This is a genomic window from Streptomyces deserti (genome assembly GCF_054782695.1).
In genome coordinates this window covers 21396-38580 of record NZ_BAAGRZ010000022.1, presented here as the reverse complement: position 1 = coordinate 38580, position 17185 = coordinate 21396, and the positions used below count along the sequence as shown (strand labels likewise).

The following is a 17185-nucleotide window of genomic DNA, read 5'->3' as shown; positions in this document are numbered from 1 at the left end:
TCCTGCGGGACGTCGTCACACCTTCCGGTACGCGTACGCCTCCGTGGCCGCCGCCTCCACCGCCGCGAGGTCGGCGCCCGTCGACGCCGTGACGACCGCGGCCACCGCGCCCTCCACGAACGGCGCGTCCACCAGGCGCGTGTTCTCCGGCAGTTCGCCGCCCTCCGCGAGCAGCGCCTTCACGGTGAGCACCGCGCTGCCCAGGTCGGTGAGGACAGCGACCCCGGCGCCCCGGTCGACGGACGCGGCCGCCGCGGAGACCAGCTCGGCGCTCGTCCCGAGCCCGCCGCTCCCGTTGCCGCCCGCCGGGGCGACGGGCACCGCCGCGCCACCGCCCGCCAGCCCCTTCGCCAGCTCGGCCACGGACGCGGCCACCTCCGCGCTGTGCGACACCAGCACGATCCCCACCAGCTTCTCGTCACTCACCGGAGGCCTCCTCCAGTGCGGCGATGAGCAGCGCCGACGACGTGGCACCCGGATCCTGGTGCCCGATGCTGCGCTCGCCCAGATAGCTCGCCCGGCCCTTGCGGGCCTGCAGCGGCGTCGTCGCCTCGGCGCCCTGCTCGGCGGCCGCCCGGGCCGCGGCGAACGAGTCGCCGAGCGCGTCCACCGCCGGCACCAGCGCGTCGATCATGGTCTTGTCGCCCGGCGCGGCACCGCCGAGCGTCATGACGGCGTCCACCCCGGCCCGCAACGCCTCGGTCAGCTGCTCCTCGCTGACCTCGGCGGCGTCCCCGAGCGCCTTGCCGGTACGGCGCAGCAGCGTCCCGTACAGCGGGCCCGAAGCGCCGCCGACGGTCGAGATGAGCTGGCGTCCGGCGAGCGTCAGGATCGCACCGGGCGTGGCGGGCCCCTCCTTCTCCAGCGCGGCCGTCACGGCCGTGAACCCGCGCTGGAGATTGCTGCCGTGGTCGGCGTCCCCGATGGGCGAGTCGAGGGCGGTGAGCCGTTCCGCCTCACGGTCCACGGACGCGGCGGTCGCCGTCATCCAACGGCGGAAGAAGTCGGCGTCGAGCACTGGATCTCCTTGCGTGGTAGGTGCACGTGGCAGGTACGCGGAGCAGGCACGCGTGTCGGGTTACGAGGAGCAGGCACGCGTGTCGGGTACGCGGAGCAGGTCCGCGTGTCAGGTGCGTCGTGATCGGTCAGCGATCGATCACCCCGCACGTCACATGCCCCAGCGCAGCCCCGGAGTCTTCACCGGCGCGTCCCACAGCCGCAGCAGCTCCTCGTTGATCTGGCACAGGGTGACCGAGGCGCCCGCCATGTCGAGGGAGGTGACGTAGTTGCCGACCAGGACGCGCGCCACGGGGACACCGCGCTCGGCGAGGACCCGCTGCACCTCGGCGTTGAAGCCGTACAGCTCGAGCAGCGGTGTGCCGCCCATGCCGTTGACCAGGACCAGGACGGGATTGCGTGGCGTGATGTCCGCCAGGATCGCGTCGACGGCGGCCTCGGCGATCTCCGCCGAGGTCATCATCGGCCGCCGCTCCCGGCCGGGCTCGCCGTGGATGCCGATGCCCAACTCCAGCTCACCGGGCGGCAGATCGAAGGTGGGGCTGCCCTTGGCGGGCGTGGTGCAGGCGCTCAGCGCCACGCCGAAGCTGCGGGAGTTCTCGTTGACCTGCCGGGCGATCGCCTCCACCCGCTCCAGCGGCAGACCCGCCTCCGCCGCGGCGCCCGCGATCTTCTCCACGAACAGCGTCGCGCCCGTGCCGCGCCGCCCGGCCGTGTACAGGCTGTCGGTCACCGCCACGTCGTCGTTGACCAGCACCTTCGCGACCTGGATGCCCTCGTCCTCGGCCAGCTCGGCGGCCATGTCGAAGTTGAGCACGTCACCGGTGTAGTTCTTCACGATGAACAGCACCCCGGCCCCGCTGTCCACAGCGGCCGCGGCCCGCGCCATCTGGTCCGGCACGGGGGACGTGAACACCTCGCCCGGACAGGCTGCCGAGAGCATGCCAGGGCCGACGAATCCGCCGTGCAGCGGTTCGTGCCCGGAGCCCCCGCCGGAGATCAGGGCCACCTTTCCGGCCACCGGCGCGTCCCGCCGTACGATCACCCGGTTCTCCACGTCCACGGCCAGCTCGGGGTGGGCGGCCGCCAGGCCACGCAGGGCGTCCGCGACCACGGTCTCCGGGACGTTGATGAGCATCTTCATGGGTGCCTCCTGGTGAGCTCAGTAGGTGGGCTTATGCCCTGTGTTCTCGCTGGTCAAGCCGAGTGACTCAAGTTGACGATCTTGGCGGTCGGTGGCGGTCGGAAGCGGGTTCCGGCGGTACTGGTGCTGACAAGACTCTGACTTTGATGATGGGCTGTCAGTCCAGCGAAGGTCGGTCGGGCGTCGGCTGGAGATCCGTTTGTCGGCAGTATCGACCTTGCGGCAGCGAAGGTCACCCTGCCGGCGCCCGGGGGTCGGCAGTAGGACGATCGAGGCGCCATCGACACCGTCCAGTATCTCGCCATGACCGGTGGGCCGAAGATCTGGCTGCCGGACGCTCCTGGAAACCTTGCTTCTCGAGTAGCCGCCGACGGCCCTCCGCCGTGCCCGGCAGATGCGCTCACCGCCGCGCTCCAGGGGGTGGTGCGCATCCTCCCCGAGGGAGGTGTTCGACGAAACAGTGAGGGCGCGAAGGCGGGAGAATGGAGTCATCTTCCCGGCGCGTGCTGAAGGCGGTGGGATCGATGACGCTGCCCCTGGTCGTGGGCGTCGACGGAACAGAGGCCGGCCTGTGGGCGGCCGAGTGGGCTGCGGACGAGGCCGCCCTGCACGGCCTGCCGCTGCGCATCGTGCATGCCTCCCTGTGGGAACGCTACGAAGGCCCCGTCTTCCCGCAGTCCACGGAGGTCCCCGCCGAGCACGCCCTGGCCGAGGGCATCGTCGGCCGCGCCGCCGAACGGGCCCGGCAGCGCAACCCGGACGTGAAGATCACGGTCGAGATCGTTCCCGACGACGCCGAGGCGGCCCTGTTGCGGGAGGCGCGCCATGCCGCCGCCGTCGTGACCGGGTGCCGGGGTAGAGGACCGATCACGGGCGCGCTGCTGGGCTCGGTCAGCCGCTCCCTGGCGACGCATGCCGCCGGCCCGGTGGTCGTGGTACGTGGCAGCCCGCGTAATCGGCAAGGAGCCAATGGCCGCATCGTGGTCGGCGTGGGCGATACCGCGACCAACGCGGCGGCGATACGGTTCGCCTTCCGCGAGGCCGAAGCACGGCGCTGCCCGCTGGACGCCGTGAGCGCCTGGCGTCGCCCCGCCCACCGCCCCCTGGCGCATCCGCTGTTCGCCGGTGATCCCGCCCACCACTACGAGGACCAGGCATCGGCCCTGCTCGACGACGCCCTGCGCACCCCGGAGCACGTACACCCCGGCGTGGCGGTGCATCGCGTCATCGTCGAGGGCCCGGCCCACCAGGTCCTGCTCACGCACTCGGCCACGGCCGACCTGCTCGTCCTCGGCGCCCCTCGACGCCACGGGCCTCTCGCCCTGCCCCTCGGTCGCGTGGCGCACGCCGCACTCCAGCACGCCGACTGCCCTGTCGCGGTGGTGCCGCAACGCAGCAGCAGCGTCATGGAGCCGCAGTGAAGCGACCGCACATGCCCGTTCGTAGCCCGGTGGCGGCCGTTGCGCCGACGCGGCGGTCGTTCCCGCAGTTGATCGGCCGATGACGCGGCAGGTCAGCCCGTCTTCCATCCCTTCCGGGTGTCGATGCGCTCCCACTCCGCGGCCCACTGCGCCATGCGGTGCCGCTCCAGTCCCAGCCGCACCGCCCAGGCAGCGCCCAGCACGGCGCCGCCCGCACCCGCGGCCGCCAGCACGCCTCCCGAGATGGCGTGCGGCCGGGTCTCCCCCTGGGTCAGGGGCTCGGCCGTGATCTCGCCGTTCCTGTCCGTCCACACGGTGACCGTGCTCCCGGCCCGGCTCCCGGACGGCACCCTGGCTTCGTCCGTGTGCGTCGTGCCGTCCGGCGTCGTCCAGCGCACCGTGGCCCACACCCGGTAGTCGGTCGCTGCCCGCTGCGGCAGCCGGTCCTCCGTGTCCTTGACGAGCACGGCCGAGACCTGCCGCCGCTCCGCCCGCTGCCGCTCGGCGTCCCGCTCGACCGCGGCCGCCGCCGTCAGCCCCGCGAGCAGGCCGCAGACCAGGGCGGACACCCACCCGACGACTATGACCCACGCTTCGACGACGTCGCTGCGCCGCCGCAGCGGATTCCGCCGCCACCGCCACAGCCGTACCCTCGCACACCGTGCCGCAGCCATCGGCCGACACCCCCTAGTGAGCACCGACAGCACATTTCCAGTGTGCTCCCGGTGGGGTGTGCCGCAGTGTTCTCGTACCGGATCGCAGGACCAGCGGCGGTGCTCGGCGGACCCGTCGGCCCGCACCGTGCCCCGTCGGGGAGAACCCGGGCGCAGTCGAGCCCGCACAGGACGGGACAGAGGATTTATCGTGGTCAGGAGACCCTGGTCGTAGGCCATCCAGAGGCCCGAGCGGAGTGCTCAGATAAGGAGTGCTCAGCTCCTTACGCTGCTCCTGCCGTCCGCGGGGGTCGAAATGAAGATCCAGATGATCCAACAGGCTGCCGACGTGCTGTTCGACGTGCCAGACGACATGCACGAGGAGATCATCACGCTCATCACCGCTGTGGCCCAGGACCGCAGGACCCAGGCGTCGGGTCTGTCCGCGGCGTTCGGGGAATGGTGCTGGCTGGTCTACACCCACCGCGGTGGCGTGATCGAAGTACTGGACGTCGGCTGCGCCCGGTGACGGTCAGCGACGCCTGGCGCCCGTACCAGGGCGCGCCTCAGGAGCCCGCCGCGGCTCCGGACGAGTCCGTGGCCGGCGAGGAAGAGGGCCCGCGCCCTGTCGCGGGCGGCCCGAGGACAGCCCGACCGAGTCGCGCGACCGCGGAGCACGCGGGCGGTTCGAGGACGGGATCAGGACGGGGCGAGGCGGTGGGCCAAGCCGGCCGTGAGCTGAGCGACCGCGTGGGTATAGAGACCGCTCCGCAGGTCCTCGGGCGTGTCGCGGCGGGTGCGGAAGTGCAGCGAGGAGAAGAACCGCTCGTACACCTCCCACGCGTCACGGCGCGTCTCGAGGACGTTCAGTGTCTCGTCGCAGGTGTCACAGGCGTGCCGCAGATAGCTCTCCAGGAACCGGCGGATCCGCGTACGATCCAGCGGCAGGTACCACGGCGGAGCCGGTACGCGGCCACCGATGTAGGCCAGGTCCTGTGCCGGGTCGCCGATCTCGGCCCATTCCCAGTCCACGTAACGTGGCGTGCCGGCGTCGTCGACCAGGATGTTGGGAACCACGAGGTCACCGTGGATGGGCGTGAACCGCTTCAGGCGCTGGAACGCGGGTTCCGCCGCCCCCACGAAGGCCGCCACGCGGGGGAGCAGGCGGCTTACCTCCGGGTCGTCGACCACGTGCGGGAACGTCTCGCTCCACCAGGTGAGGCTGGTGGTGAACAGGCGGGTCAGTGACAGACGCGTGGCCTGTTCCTCCGCCGGCGCGCCGATGGGACCGCACCGGTCGAATGCCCGGGCGTGGAGCATGCCCATCTGGCGGGCGTGTGCGGCCAGAAGGCTGTCGCTCCACTCCGCGGGCCGGAGCACGCGGCCGGGAACGTACCCGCACACCATGTAGGGGGACCCCAGCGGATGGTCGCGGGCCTGTTCCAGAAGCACGGCTGAGGGGCCGATGCCGTCGGGAAGGAGGCGGAGGGCGGCGAACTCCTGGCTCATCGGCCTGGGCAGGTCCTCGGGAGCCCGGCGTGTGACCCGGACGACCAAGGGAGGAGTCCCGTCGGCGTCGAGCCGCCAGGCCGTGTAGCTCTCTCCCCGCCCCAGCAGCCGCACCCTGGTGTTCCGTGGGGAAGGCGCTGGTGTCCGCGCGGGCAGGCCCAGGCGCCCGGGCTCGTCCCGCGCCAGGTGCTCGATTCGGGCGGCCAGTTCGTGCGTGGACGGCTCCGGGCTTACGGTGTCAGCTTTCCTCGTCGACCTGATCGCCACTCCTTCAGGACGTACCCCGCGTACGAGCCGGAGGCCAGCGCGGCCGTGCCGAGCACCGTGGCCAGCGAGGGCAGGGTGAGGCGGCGCAGGCCGACGGCGACGGGGACGAAGAGCGGGAAGAGGGGGAGCAGGTAACGCGAGACGTTGCCGAAGTACTGCTGGGTGCCCATCACCATCAGGTAGGACAGAACCGTGTAGACGACGAGCACGGCCGGTGGGCGCAGTTGCAGGAGCAGAACGGTCAGGACCGGCACGGTGTCGGACAGGAGCTGCCGCAGCCGGGCGACTCCGCGCGAGGCGTGGGAGCGGGCGGTGCCCACCGGGCAGCTCAGCGCCTGCGCGACCTGGGCCTCGGGCAGATCCTCGTAGTAGCGCAGCACCACCGCGGCCCGCTGCCGCGGTGTCAGCAGCGCCAGGGCGGCCTCCAGCCGGGAGCGTTCGGCCACGGCGGACGACACGTCACCCGGCTCGGCCCGGTCGGGCAGCCGCTCCACGGGACGCTCACCCCACCACCGCCGCCGGGCCGAGCGGGCCGCCATCCGCACCGACACCTGGCGGACGTACGCCTCCGGAGCCTGCTCGGCGACCTTCGGCCAGGCGAACCACAGCTTGACCAAGGCCTCCTGCACCAGGTCCTCGGCCCGCTGCCGGTCGCCGCCGGTGAGCAGACGCGCGACGTGGAGCAAAGCCGACCACCGGGCAGCCACGAACTCGTCGAAGCCGTCTGCCCGCAACCGCTCCATCCTCACCGTCCCCCGCGTCTGAGCAACCTCGTACACCCCTGAAAGGACGCTGGACCCGCACCACGATGCACCCCTGGCCTGTGATCCACCTCACGCTTCGAGGGGTGCCGCGCCGGCAGGCGCCGAGCGCCGGGGCAGCACAAAGGGCCCGCTTCGGCGCGGGCCCTTCTCCTTCTCGACAGCGCGGCTTCCTCAACAGCGCGGCGTCAGCGGCACCGGCGCACGGATGTCCGTACGCCGGTGCCGGCGACGCTACGTGCGATCACCCTTCGGCTTGCCGCGCTGGTCGGGGGTGCCGTGCGGCGGCGGGCTGAACGGCTCGGGCGAGGTCGCGGGCGACACCGGGGAGCCCGAGTGACCCTCGCCCTGCTCGGGGCGCACCGCTCCCGGGTCGCCGGACGTCGGCTGCGCGCCCGCGCGCAACTGCTCCAGCCGGCTCCCCAGCAGCTCGGTCACCGGCAGGCGATCGGCGTGCGACCGCTCGTACGCCAGCAGTTCCTCCACCTCGTCCGCGGACAGCGACCGCACACGGCTCTCGAGACCGCCGAGCGGCAGATGGTCGTAGTCCGGCAGCGGCAGGGTGTTGCGGGCGGGGTCGGCCATGGTTCTCACTTCCCTGTGTACGACGTGATGTACGACCCGGCGTGCCGGGTGCCGGGTGCCGTGCGGCGCGGCGTCGCCGAGCTGCCGTCCGGCACGGGCGCGGGTGCCGCGGGTCAGCGGCCGCCCGGGCCGCCGCTGCCGAACGAGCCGCTGCTGCCCTCGTTCCAGCGGGGCCGCTTCCCGGACGGACTCGTCCGGTCGCCCATGTTGCCGTGCGCCTTCAGCTCGTGCGGCGTCAGACGGTTCTCGCTTCTCGGTACCTCGTCGGGCTCACGGTTCTCCATCACCTCGCGGACCGGGCCCTCGTCCGGCACGCGGGGCTGCTCCTCGGGGCGCGGCGTGGGAGGTTCCCTGCGCTTGACGCGACTGCCCAGCACGAAGGCACCCAGCAGCAGGGCGACGACCACCACACCCGCCACGATCAGCCCGATGCCGAGGGCGCCCCGGCCCGCGGCCAGCTCCATCCATGCGATGTTCATGGCACGCGAGTACCCCTGGTCCTCTCCATGAACCGCTCACCTCTCCCGCGCGGCCCGGGTCCGCGAACGGTTCGCCTTGCGGATCGCGTCGAGCAGCTCCCCCTTCGACATCCGCGACCGGCCCTCGACACCGAGCCGCTTCGCGACGTCGTACAGGTGTTCCTTGGAGGCGTGCTCGTCCACGCCCTCGCCGCTGCGGCCGCCCTGCTGGCGGGGCCGCGCCGACCGGGGGTCCGAGGGGCCCTTGCGGCCGCCCTCCTTGCGCTCCCAGTGGTCGCCGACCTTCTCGTACATGTGCTTCAGCGCGCCGTAGGCCACGCGATGCGCGCGCTCGCCCTCGCCGTACTGCTCCACGGCCGAGTCGTGCGCCTTGATCCAGGTGCGCTGGGCGTCCTTCGAGGAGCGCTCCAGGGTCGACGGAAGCTCCTGTCGTCCGGGCATCTCACCCACCTCCGTCCGTCGTCGCTTCCGGGGCCGGACGAGTGCCCGGCAGGGGGCCCGGAAAAACCGGGCGGAACCCTTGCGAGCACGGGGTTTGACGGCATGGACGGGGGCTACCCGCGCGGTGTGACTTCGACGACATCGCAGCAGGAGCTGTTCCGGTTCCTGGAGGACCGCTTCGCCTGCGCTCAGGCGTGCACGGAGTGCGCGCGGGCGTGTGCGCTGCGCGCGAGCCTCGTGGATCCCGACGGAACCGAGAACCAGGAACTCGTACGACGCAAGGGCATCATGTGCGCGGAGGTGTGCGACGCGACCTGCCGTGTGCTGTCCGAACAGAACCAGGTGGACGAGAGCGCCATCCGCATGCAGGTGGAGTGGTGCAGGACGGTGTGCCTGGAGAGCGCGCACGTCTTCGACGCGCACCCGGGCGCGGAGGAGACGGCGAGTGCGTGCCGGGCGTGCGCCCGGGCTTGCACGGACTTCCTCGCGACCTTGAACTGACGAGCGGCGTGCTCCGCGACCGGCGGTGCGGGTGCACACCGTGGGAGGCGTGAACGACTGACGCCTGCGGCGAGCGGGGGCGGGGGCGAGGGCGGCCGACGGGGTGGTGGTCGGCCGGCTGCCCGGCGTACGCCGCCGCGCCGATCACTGGCGGCCTTCGGCCGATGAGCGGGCGGCGTCGGATCCGGTGCTCGGTTCGTGGCGCTTGCCGAGCCTCGCGGGGGGCGCGTACGGCGATGGGCCGTTGTGCTACACCTCGAGCGGCTGCCCCAACCGTACGTTCCAGCGGCCCGACCGGCCGCTGACCTCCACCGCCGTCAGCGGTGGGACGTCCGTGCGCCAGAACGCGGTCTCCGGGGCCCCGAGCACCTGTACCACCACGGCCCGTACGACCTCCGGCTCGACCACGGCCACGGTCCGGCCCGCCACCGCGGCGGCTGTCTCCAGCCAGGCCGCGACCCGGTCGCAGAGTGCGCGTACCGACTCTCCGCCGTGCGGTGCCGCGCCGGGGTCCGTCAGCCACCGGGCGAGGGCCTCCGGCTCGCGCGCGCCCACCTCCGCCAGGGTCGCCCCCCGCCACCGTCCGGCATCCAGTCCCGCCAGCTCCGGGACGGCGACGGCGTCGAGGCCGAGGGCGTCGGCCGTCTCCCGGCAGCGCACGGTGGGGGAGGCCCAGGCCTGCCGGGCCGCCGGAAGCGAGCCGGCGGCCGTACGGGCGTGTCGCAGCCCGGACGCGTCGAGGGGACAGCCGTCGTCGAAGCGGGCCTCCCGCAGGGCCGCGGTGATCGCGGGTGAGATCAACATCACTCGGCTGGTCATCCGTCCACTCCTGCGCTCAACATCCTTTACTCGTCCGCCACTTGACGGCATGTATCCCACTCCGAGGGGCGCTCGCGGCCTTCCGCGCGCCCTTGGCCGGATCCGCACGACGCGGTACGGTCTCGTCGACATTCACGACGGCACGGCGGAAGCCGGTGGGACTCCGGCACGGTCGCGCCACTGTATGCCGGGCACGCACGCGAGTGCGGGCCCGGTGAGTCAGACCCCCTGCCGTCGTTCGTGCACCACCGATTCGGGACGCGAGTTTCCCAGGAGGTTCTGCCATGGCGCAGTCCGCCGCCCAACCGGCCACCACCCCCGCCACCACTACCGCCCCCGCCAAGCTGCCGCTCGGCGCGATCGCCCCCTGGGCGGTCTTCTTCGGCATCCTGATGCTGGTCCTGCTCTACTTCGTCGGCGCCGAGCAGGGCGCCACATCCGTGCTGGCCGGGGAGGACGTGCACGAGTGGGTGCACGACGCCCGCCACCTGCTCGGCTTCCCCTGCCACTGACGGCGGGGGAGGAACGTACGAGCTCATGAACTCGACAACCGTCCGCACCCTTCTGGTGCGCGGCATGCTCGCGGGTCTCGCCGCCGGGCTGCTCGCCCTCGTCGTCGCCTACTTCCTCGGCGAACCCCGCGTCGACGCGGCGATCGCCTTCGAGGAGGCGCACGCCCACGAGCACGGCGGGGAGGAGATCGTCAGCCGCACGATGCAGTCCACCGCGGGCCTGTCCACCGGTGTCCTCGTCTACGGCGTCGCCTTCGGCGGCATCGCCGCCCTCGCGTACTGCGTCGCGCTCGGCCGGATCGGCCGCTTCGGGCCGCGCGCGAGCGCGCTGCTCCTCGCGGTGGCCGGCCTGCTCACCGTGTACGTCGTGCCGTTCCTGAAGTACCCGGCCAACCCGCCGGCCGTCGGCGACCCCGACACCCTCGACCAGCGCACCGCCCTGTACTCCCTGATGGTGGTGCTGAGCGTGCTGCTGGCCGTGGCCACCGTGATCCTGGGCAAGCGCCTCGCGCCGCGCCTGGGCAACTGGAACGCCACGAGCGCCGCCGGGGCGTTCTTCGTCCTCGTCGTCGGTCTCGCGTACGCCTTCCTGCCCTCCTACGACAACGTCCCCAAGGAGTTCCCCGCCACCCTGCTGTGGCAGTTCCGCCTGGCGGCGCTGACCGTCCAGGTGACCCTGTGGACCGCCTTCGGGCTGATCTTCGGGGCCCTGGCGGAACGGGTGCTCGCCCCCCGGCCCACCACGCACCAGCCCACCGCCGCGCGGCCGACTCCCGTGCCGCACTGACCTGTTCACCCCGCCCGACATCCCACCGACAGGGCCCCCGGCATCCCGGGGGCCCTGTTCCCTGTCGCCGCGACCCGTAGGTGCTTTCCCCTGCCGCGCCATTCCCAATTTCTGAAACACGTTCTACGGTGTGCGCCGTCAGGACCGGCCTTGGGAGCCTGGAGGCGCCGTGCATCTCGACTACACGCCCGAGCAGCAGCGGCTGCGGACCGAACTGCGCGCCTACTTCACCGAGTTGGTCCCGACCGGCGCCTCCGCCCGGCACTTTGACCCGGCCGCCCAGAAGCGGTTCTACCGCGAGACCATCCGGCGGCTCGGCGCGGACGGCTGGCTCGGCGTGGGCTGGCCGAAGGAGTACGGCGGACGCGGCCTGACCGCGATGGAACAGTTCATCTTCTTCGACGAGGCCGCCCAGGCCGGCGTACCGCTGCCGCTGATGGCGCTCAACACCGTCGGCCCGACGATCATGCGGTACGGCACCGAGGAGCAGAGGGCGTACTTCCTGCCGAGGATCCTCTCCGGAGAGATCGACTTCGCCATCGGCTACAGCGAGCCCGACGCGGGCACGGACTTGGCGTCCCTGCGGACGCGCGCGGTGCGGGACGGTGACACGTATGTCGTCAACGGCCAGAAGATCTGGACCACCAACGGCGACACCGCCGACTGGGTGTGGCTGGCCGTGCGTACGGATCCGGACGCCCCGCCGCACAAGGGCATCACCCTGCTGCTGGTGCCGACCACGGACCCCGGCTACTCGTGCACCGTCATCCGCACCCTCGCCGGACACGACACCACGGCCAGTTACTACGAGAACGTCCGCGTCCCCGTCACCCACCGGGTCGGCGCCGAGAACCAGGGCTGGCGGCTGATCACCAACCAGCTCAACCACGAACGCGTCACCCTCGCTGCCCACGGCACCATGGCGATCCGCGCCCTGCACGACGTGCAGCGCTGGGCCATGGAGACCAAGCTCGCCGACGGCCGCCGCGTCGCCGACCTGCCCTGGGTACGCCGCCGCCTCGCCCAGACCCACGCCCGGCTCGACGCACTGAAACTCCTCAACTGGCGGATGGTCGCCGCCGTCCAGGACGGCACCCTCACCCCGCAGGACGCCTCCGCCGTCAAGGTGTACGGCTCGGAGGCCCGGCGCGACGCCTACGCCTGGCTCATGGAGATCGTCGCCGCCCCGGGCGCGCTCAAGGAGGGCTCGGCCGGGGCGGTCCTGCACGGCGAACTGGAGCGCGGTTACCGCTCGGCGGTCATCTTCACCTTCGGCGGCGGCAACAACGAGATCCAGCGCGAGATCATCTCGTGGATCGGGTTGGGGATGCCGCGGGTGCGCCGCTGACGTCTCGGTGTGACGAAGGATTATCGAGTGCTGGGCGTGCCCAAACCTGCGGTGGCTCGCGGTCGGTGGCAGGCTCGGTGGGATGGTTCGCGTGATGGGCCTGCGCTGGGGAAGCCCCCGTCAGCAAACCGACGAGGACTCATGAACGATCGAGGCTGATCTCCTTGGATTTTGGCTACTCAACTTGATTGGGCGATGTCGGGTGGCGTGGGCCATCGGTCACCTGCGCCGGTGGCCGCCGCGACCCACATGGGCCGGCCCTCGGTGTGCATACTGTGACCGGCAGGGGGCCGTCGTCCGACCGAACGCGATGGGCAGGGCCGATAGGCCACGGGCCGGGCCGGACGATCAAGCAGACCAGCGATGGATGAACAGGAAAGCTTGCGCCGCTACGGGCTTCGCCCCGTCGGCGCGGACCTCGACGAGATCCGTGCACTCCTCAGAGAGCACACGGCGCGTGAGCGACGCCCAGGGCGAGGGCGACACCGTGCTGATGAAGCTCTGCTGCGTCCAACTGTTCAACAGCGGCGACCTCGACGACGTGCTCCTGGTCTGGAGTGCGAAGCAAGCCAGCTTCGACGCAGCGTGCTCGATCGACACCGAACTCCTGCTTGGGCACGGGCTCGACACCACGAAGGCCCACCTCTCGGCCAACCGTGCACCTTCTGCGGCGGCAGCACTGGGTCGACTGCGCGAGCTCGAGGCGGACGGTGAATTCGAGGGCTTCTCAGTGGAGGAGTACTCCGCCGTCTACGACCGGTACTACGTCGACTGACGAATCTGCAGCGCCGCTCAGTCGTCCGTGATGAGGCCGGTGCCCGCAAGGCAGCTGTCGACGAAATCCGGGCGGTACTGGATCTGCTTGAGCCTGCTGGGCGGCCTGGTCTCGCCGGCTACGTCCGGCCCAGACGGCCCGCCGCCCCCGTCGATGCAATGACGGCGGATCGTGGTGTTGCAGGCGCTCACGGCCAGGGCGGCAGGCGAGCCCTCTGTCGCGAGTGTGCTTCACTCGGCGTCCGACCGGGCATCGAGCTGTTACTCAACCAGGTCAGTCAGGTGATGTTCGGGTGCGCGTTCCCTGGCGCGAGGTGGCCGTCGGAGACATCGGCCCACCTCGAGGAGATCTTCTCCGGCGACGGCACTCGGCCGATGCGGTTGCCGGTGGCGGCGATCGTGGCGTTGCTGGGCGAGTTCGACGTGGCCGTCGGCGCCGCCCGTACGACGATCAGCAGGCTGGCGCGTCGAGGGGCGCCGGAGGGCAGTCGGCAGGGCGGTACGGCTCGTACCGACTGACGCGGGAGGCCGCTGTCGATCCGGTGGAGCGGCGGTGCCTCGATCGCCACGTCACCACGTGCCGGCCGACTGGCCTCGGTCCCGGGCGAGGGAAGTGTGCGTCGCGGTGGACGACGGTCTGGCCCTGAGTTCAGAGGGATTGGGTCGCAGCGATTGACAGATGAGAGTACGGTCGCGACTCTTTCTGTTATTCGAAATGGTGTGGGAGCGTTCACAGTCATGTGATCGCAGAGAGCAGATCGCATGCAGCGCTCCTCGCCGCCTCGGGCCTTGGTACCTCCGCATCAGTGGTGACAGGAGGCATCTCCATGCGTGAGTTACGGCTGGTCGGCTCGACAGTTGCGGTGGTTCCCCGCGTTCGCGTGGATCACGAAACGGCGGATGGTCGCGCCGACCCCTGTTCAACCAGAGCAGCTGTTCACGATGTCTGTTCGGTCACCACCGGAGCGATCAAGGGGTGGGCCGCTCGCTCGGAAGGTGGTGCACGCGCCCATGGCAGTGTCACGAAGGCGGCTTCTGGCGCTGGGCGCCGGAGCGGCCGCCGGAGGGCTCGGGCTGGCCGGCTGCGGGTCGCAGCGCTCGCTCGGCGACTCGGATGAGATCACGCTGTGGACCTGGGACCGGTCGGTGAGCGACGAGCTGGTCGCCCGGGCCCAGACGAAGGGCATTCCCGGGGCCGAGGGCTTCAGACTCAGCCGCACCAACATCGGCGGCCACTTCAACACCAAGGTGCGTACCGCGCTCGCCGGCAAGTCCCTGGTGCCGGACATCATCGGCATCAACTCCGACGTGGCCACCTACTTCCCCAACCAGGACGTGTTCGTCGACCTGAACGACTTCGGCGCGGCCGAGCTGAAGAGCCAGTACCTGGACTGGAAGTGGAACGAGTGCATCACGCCCGAGGGCCGAATGATCGCGTTCCCCATGGACACCGGCCCCACCGGGCTGTTCTACCGCGCCGACCTGCTTCAGGAAGCCGGGATCACCACCGACCCGAAGGAGCTGGCCGACCGCGCCCCGGACTGGGACGGCTTCATCGCGCTGGGCAAGGAGCTCCAGAAGTCCCAGGAGCGCGCGGTGGTCTGCCCCAACATCCGCCACGTCTGGGCCATCCGGCTGGGCCAGCTGGCCAGCAGGTTCATGACCGAGGATGGCCGGTACATCGGCGACCGGGACGAGCTGCGCGAGGCATTCGAACTGGCCTACCGGATCGGCAGGGACGGCCTGTCGGCCGGCGCCCGGGAGGGCTCCACCGACTTGTACGGCGTGGTCACCAGCGGCCGCCAGCCGGTCGGCATCGGCGCGGTGTGGTGGGGCTTCGCCTTCCCGGAGTCGGCCGCGCCGAAGACCGAGGGCAAGTGGCGCGTGGCCGACCCGCCCGGCGGCGCCGGCAACGTCGGCGGCTCCTTCCTGGCGATCACCAAGTACTCCAAGAACCCGGAGGCGGCCTACAAGTTCATCACCTGGCTACAGTCTCCGGAGAACCAGGTCAAGGCGTTCACGGAGATGTCGCTGTTCCCGTCCTCCCCGCGCTCCTTCACGAGGCCGGAGATGCGTGAGCCTCGGCCCTTCTACGGCGGGCAGCGCACCATCGAGGTGTTCGGCCCGTCGGCGCGGCAGGTCAAGACCGTCTACAAGAGCCCGTACGACCGGGTGATGGACCCCGTCTTCGCCGCCGAGCTCGCCAACGTGGAGTCCGGCAAGAACGTCGACACGGCATGGAGGGACGCCCAGGACACCATCGAACGCGAGCTGACCCGCGAGGGAGCGATCTGAATGGGCCTCGCCGATGCGCTGCGCGGGAAGGCCGTCGAGCCGCGCGGGAGCGCCGTCAAGCCGCCGCCGGACGGGTCCAGGCCGCTGCCCGGCTGGCGCCGCTACTGGCCGATGTACGCGGCGGTCTCCCCGTTCTTCATCCTCTTCGCCCTCTTCGGCATCTTCCCGGTCGGCTTCTCCGTCTACCTGTCGTTCATGTCGTGGGACGGCATCGGAGAGACGCAGTCGATCGGCTGGGAGAACTACGCGTACCTGGTGACCGACTCCGACTTCTGGCAGTCGATCGGCAACACCCTGATCATCTGGCTGCTGTCCACCGTCCCGATGATCTTTCTGGCGCTGGTCATCGCCTACGCGCTGCACACCGCAGTGCGGTTCAAGGCGTTCTACCGGGTGGCCTACTTCGTCCCGAACATCACCTCGATCGTGGCGATGACCCTGGTGCTCGGCTCGGTCTTCAGCGACAGCTCCGGGCTGCTCAACAGCGCGCTGCGGGCGATCCACGCCGGCGAGGTCGGCTGGCTGTCCGACCCGTGGGCGATGAAGGTCTCCGTGGCGGCGATCACCACCTGGCGGTGGGTCGGCTACAACGCCATCATCTGCCTGGCCGGCCTGCAGGCCATCTCCAGCGACGTGTTCGAGGCGGCCAAGGTCGACGGCGCCAACAACCGCCAGACGTTCTTCCGGATCACCATCCCCATGCTCCGCCCGGTGATCCTCTTCGTCGCCGTCACCTCCACCATCGGCGGGCTGCAACTGTTCACCGAGCCGCAGGTGCTGTTCCCGGTGGACGACAACGGGAACGTCGGCGGGCCCGGCGGCGAGGCCACCACCATCGTGCTCTACCTGTACCAGCAGGCGTTCATCTTCAACCGGTTCGGCTACGGCGCGGCCGTCGGCTGGGCGCTGTTCCTCCTGATCGCGGTGTTCTCCGTCATCAACTGGCGGCTGATCGGCGGCCGCGACGAGGACGCGATCGGCACCGGGAAGCGGAAGGGGAAGTCCCGTGCGCGCTGAGACGGCCGCCAGGTCGCGGACGATCGTGGGCCACGCCGTGCTCCTGCTGGGCGTGCTGATCACGATCTTCCCGTTCTACTGGATGTTCGTGATGGCCTCGAACACCACTGGGGACATCTTCGCCTACCCGCCCAAGCTGATCCCCGGCCCCCACCTGTGGGAGAACATGAACAAGGTGTTCGACGGCATCGACTTTTGGGGGTCGATGGGCATCACCGTCGTGGCCGCCACAGCCGTGACGTTCCTGGTGCTGCTCTTCGACTCGCTGGCCGCCTTCGCCTTCGCCAAGTACGACTTCCCCGGGCGGAGGGCGCTGTTCTGGATCGTGCTGGCCACCTTCATGATCCCGATGCAGCTGGCGCTGGTGCCGCAGTTCGTCACCCTGGCCTGGCTCGGCTGGGTCGGCTCGCTCAAGGCGCTGATCATCCCCGGTGCGGCCAACGCGTTCGGGATCTTCTGGATGCGCCAGTACGCGCAGGGAGCGATCGCCGACGAGCTGATCCAGGCGTCGAGGGTCGACGGGGCCGGGTTCTTCCGCCAGTGGTGGACGGTGGGGCTGCCGGTGCTTCGCCCGGGGCTGGCGTTCCTGGGGATCTTCACCTTCTTCCACATCTGGAACGACTACCTGTGGCCACTGATCGTGATGACCGACCCGGGCAAGGTGACGCTGCAGGTGGCCGTGCAGCAGCTGAACGGCGTCTACACCACCGACCAGTCGATGGTCATCGCCGGAGCGTTCATGTCGGTGATCCCGCTGATCGGGGTCTTCCTGATCGGCTCGCGCCACTTCATCGCCAACCTGGCCGCCGGCGCCATGAAGTTCTGAAGAAGCACGCACATGGTCGGCGCCTATCG

The 17185-nt window shown here is 70.8% G+C and carries 20 protein-coding genes, 1 pseudogene and 1 riboswitch; of the genes and pseudogenes, 10 read left to right on the top strand and 11 right to left on the bottom strand.

The window, feature by feature from the left end; all coding sequences use genetic code 11:
- Positions 1-15: 15 nt before the first annotated feature.
- From ACYVMZ_RS28465 to dhaK, 3 genes are all read right to left on the bottom strand, one after another.
- Positions 16-426: a PTS-dependent dihydroxyacetone kinase phosphotransferase subunit DhaM gene (locus tag ACYVMZ_RS28465; protein ID WP_461084605.1), complete on the bottom strand. Its 411-nt coding sequence runs from the start codon at positions 424-426 to the stop codon at positions 16-18.
- A complete protein-coding gene (gene dhaL / locus ACYVMZ_RS28460; protein ID WP_461084603.1) occupies positions 419-1018 on the bottom strand; it encodes a dihydroxyacetone kinase subunit DhaL in 600 nt (199 codons plus the stop codon). The genes ACYVMZ_RS28465 and dhaL overlap by 8 nt, the downstream gene beginning before the upstream one ends.
- Positions 1019-1168: 150 nt before the next feature.
- Positions 1169-2161 carry a dihydroxyacetone kinase subunit DhaK gene (gene dhaK, locus ACYVMZ_RS28455; RefSeq protein WP_461084601.1) on the bottom strand — a complete coding sequence of 331 codons (993 nt, stop codon included), beginning with the start codon at positions 2159-2161 and terminating at the stop codon, positions 1169-1171.
- Between the two features lie 482 nt (positions 2162-2643).
- Here dhaK and ACYVMZ_RS28450 point away from each other — a divergent pair, with 482 nt between their 5' ends.
- Positions 2644-3582, top strand: coding sequence for a universal stress protein (locus ACYVMZ_RS28450; protein WP_461084599.1), 939 nt, complete (start codon positions 2644-2646; stop codon positions 3580-3582).
- A 92-nt stretch (positions 3583-3674) separates the two neighbouring features.
- Here the strand turns inward: ACYVMZ_RS28450 and ACYVMZ_RS28445 are convergent, their stop codons facing one another.
- Positions 3675-4256, bottom strand: a complete 582-nt coding sequence (locus tag ACYVMZ_RS28445; protein WP_461084597.1) for an Rv1733c family protein — start codon at positions 4254-4256, stop codon at positions 3675-3677.
- A gap of 307 nt (positions 4257-4563) precedes the next feature.
- On the opposite strand from ACYVMZ_RS28445, the gene ACYVMZ_RS28440 reads away from it, so the two are divergent.
- Positions 4564-4764 carry a hypothetical protein gene (locus ACYVMZ_RS28440; RefSeq protein WP_461084595.1) on the top strand — a complete coding sequence of 67 codons (201 nt, stop codon included), beginning with the start codon at positions 4564-4566 and terminating at the stop codon, positions 4762-4764.
- A gap of 170 nt (positions 4765-4934) precedes the next feature.
- Here the strand turns inward: ACYVMZ_RS28440 and ACYVMZ_RS28435 are convergent, their stop codons facing one another.
- From ACYVMZ_RS28435 to ACYVMZ_RS28415, 5 genes and pseudogenes are all read right to left on the bottom strand, one after another.
- The gene (locus tag ACYVMZ_RS28435) at positions 4935-5858 is read right to left on the bottom strand and encodes a phosphotransferase family protein (protein WP_461084593.1); all 924 of its coding nucleotides are present in this window, start codon (positions 5856-5858) and stop codon (positions 4935-4937) included.
- A gap of 404 nt (positions 5859-6262) precedes the next feature.
- Positions 6263-6754, bottom strand: a pseudogene (locus tag ACYVMZ_RS28430) (SigE family RNA polymerase sigma factor); the annotation flags it as partial.
- A gap of 252 nt (positions 6755-7006) precedes the next feature.
- Entirely contained in the window at positions 7007-7357 is a 351-nt protein-coding gene (locus ACYVMZ_RS28425) for a hypothetical protein (RefSeq protein ID WP_461084591.1), read from the bottom strand.
- 113 nt (positions 7358-7470) lie between these two features.
- On the bottom strand, positions 7471-7836 hold the full coding sequence (locus tag ACYVMZ_RS28420) for a DUF6479 family protein (protein ID WP_461084589.1): 366 nt from the start codon (positions 7834-7836) through the stop codon (positions 7471-7473).
- A 36-nt stretch (positions 7837-7872) separates the two neighbouring features.
- Entirely contained in the window at positions 7873-8277 is a 405-nt protein-coding gene (locus ACYVMZ_RS28415; RefSeq protein ID WP_461084587.1) for a ChaB family protein, read from the bottom strand.
- Between the two features lie 102 nt (positions 8278-8379).
- Between ACYVMZ_RS28415 and ACYVMZ_RS28410 the strand changes: the two genes are divergently transcribed.
- On the top strand, positions 8380-8778 hold the full coding sequence (locus ACYVMZ_RS28410) for a ferredoxin (protein ID WP_461084585.1): 399 nt from the start codon (positions 8380-8382) through the stop codon (positions 8776-8778).
- Positions 8779-9027: 249 nt separating this feature from the next.
- Here ACYVMZ_RS28410 and ACYVMZ_RS28405 read toward each other — a convergent pair whose 3' ends face one another.
- Entirely contained in the window at positions 9028-9597 is a 570-nt protein-coding gene (locus ACYVMZ_RS28405) for a histidine phosphatase family protein (RefSeq protein WP_461084583.1), read from the bottom strand.
- Positions 9598-9697: 100 nt separating this feature from the next.
- Positions 9698-9847, top strand: a riboswitch (cobalamin riboswitch).
- Between the two features lie 34 nt (positions 9848-9881).
- On the opposite strand from ACYVMZ_RS28405, the gene ACYVMZ_RS28400 reads away from it, so the two are divergent.
- The 4 genes from ACYVMZ_RS28400 to ACYVMZ_RS28385 all read left to right on the top strand — a co-directional run bounded on the left by ACYVMZ_RS28400 (position 9882) and on the right by ACYVMZ_RS28385 (position 13019).
- A complete protein-coding gene (locus ACYVMZ_RS28400; RefSeq protein ID WP_461084581.1) occupies positions 9882-10109 on the top strand; it encodes a CbtB domain-containing protein in 228 nt (75 codons plus the stop codon).
- Between the two features lie 25 nt (positions 10110-10134).
- A complete protein-coding gene (locus ACYVMZ_RS28395; RefSeq protein ID WP_461084579.1) occupies positions 10135-10896 on the top strand; it encodes a CbtA family protein in 762 nt (253 codons plus the stop codon).
- Positions 10897-11065: 169 nt separating this feature from the next.
- On the top strand, positions 11066-12244 hold the full coding sequence (locus ACYVMZ_RS28390; RefSeq protein WP_461084577.1) for an acyl-CoA dehydrogenase family protein: 1179 nt from the start codon (positions 11066-11068) through the stop codon (positions 12242-12244).
- Between the two features lie 457 nt (positions 12245-12701).
- Positions 12702-13019 carry a hypothetical protein gene (locus ACYVMZ_RS28385; RefSeq protein ID WP_461084575.1) on the top strand — a complete coding sequence of 106 codons (318 nt, stop codon included), beginning with the start codon at positions 12702-12704 and terminating at the stop codon, positions 13017-13019.
- A 277-nt stretch (positions 13020-13296) separates the two neighbouring features.
- On the opposite strand, the gene ACYVMZ_RS28380 is transcribed toward ACYVMZ_RS28385, so the two are convergent.
- Complete coding sequence (locus ACYVMZ_RS28380) at positions 13297-13587, bottom strand: hypothetical protein (protein ID WP_461084573.1); 291 nt, start codon at positions 13585-13587, stop codon at positions 13297-13299.
- Positions 13588-14029: 442 nt separating this feature from the next.
- Between ACYVMZ_RS28380 and ACYVMZ_RS28375 the strand changes: the two genes are divergently transcribed.
- The 3 genes from ACYVMZ_RS28375 to ACYVMZ_RS28365 are packed head-to-tail and all read left to right on the top strand — an operon-like array spanning position 14030 to position 17156.
- A complete protein-coding gene (locus ACYVMZ_RS28375) occupies positions 14030-15313 on the top strand; it encodes an ABC transporter substrate-binding protein (RefSeq protein WP_461084571.1) in 1284 nt (427 codons plus the stop codon).
- Positions 15314-16330 (top strand): carbohydrate ABC transporter permease, encoded by a 1017-nt coding sequence (locus ACYVMZ_RS28370; protein ID WP_461084569.1) that lies wholly within the window; start codon positions 15314-15316, stop codon positions 16328-16330.
- Complete coding sequence (locus tag ACYVMZ_RS28365; RefSeq protein ID WP_461084567.1) at positions 16320-17156, top strand: carbohydrate ABC transporter permease; 837 nt, start codon at positions 16320-16322, stop codon at positions 17154-17156. Before ACYVMZ_RS28370 ends, ACYVMZ_RS28365 begins: the two co-directional genes overlap by 11 nt.
- Positions 17157-17185: the final 29 nt, after the last annotated feature.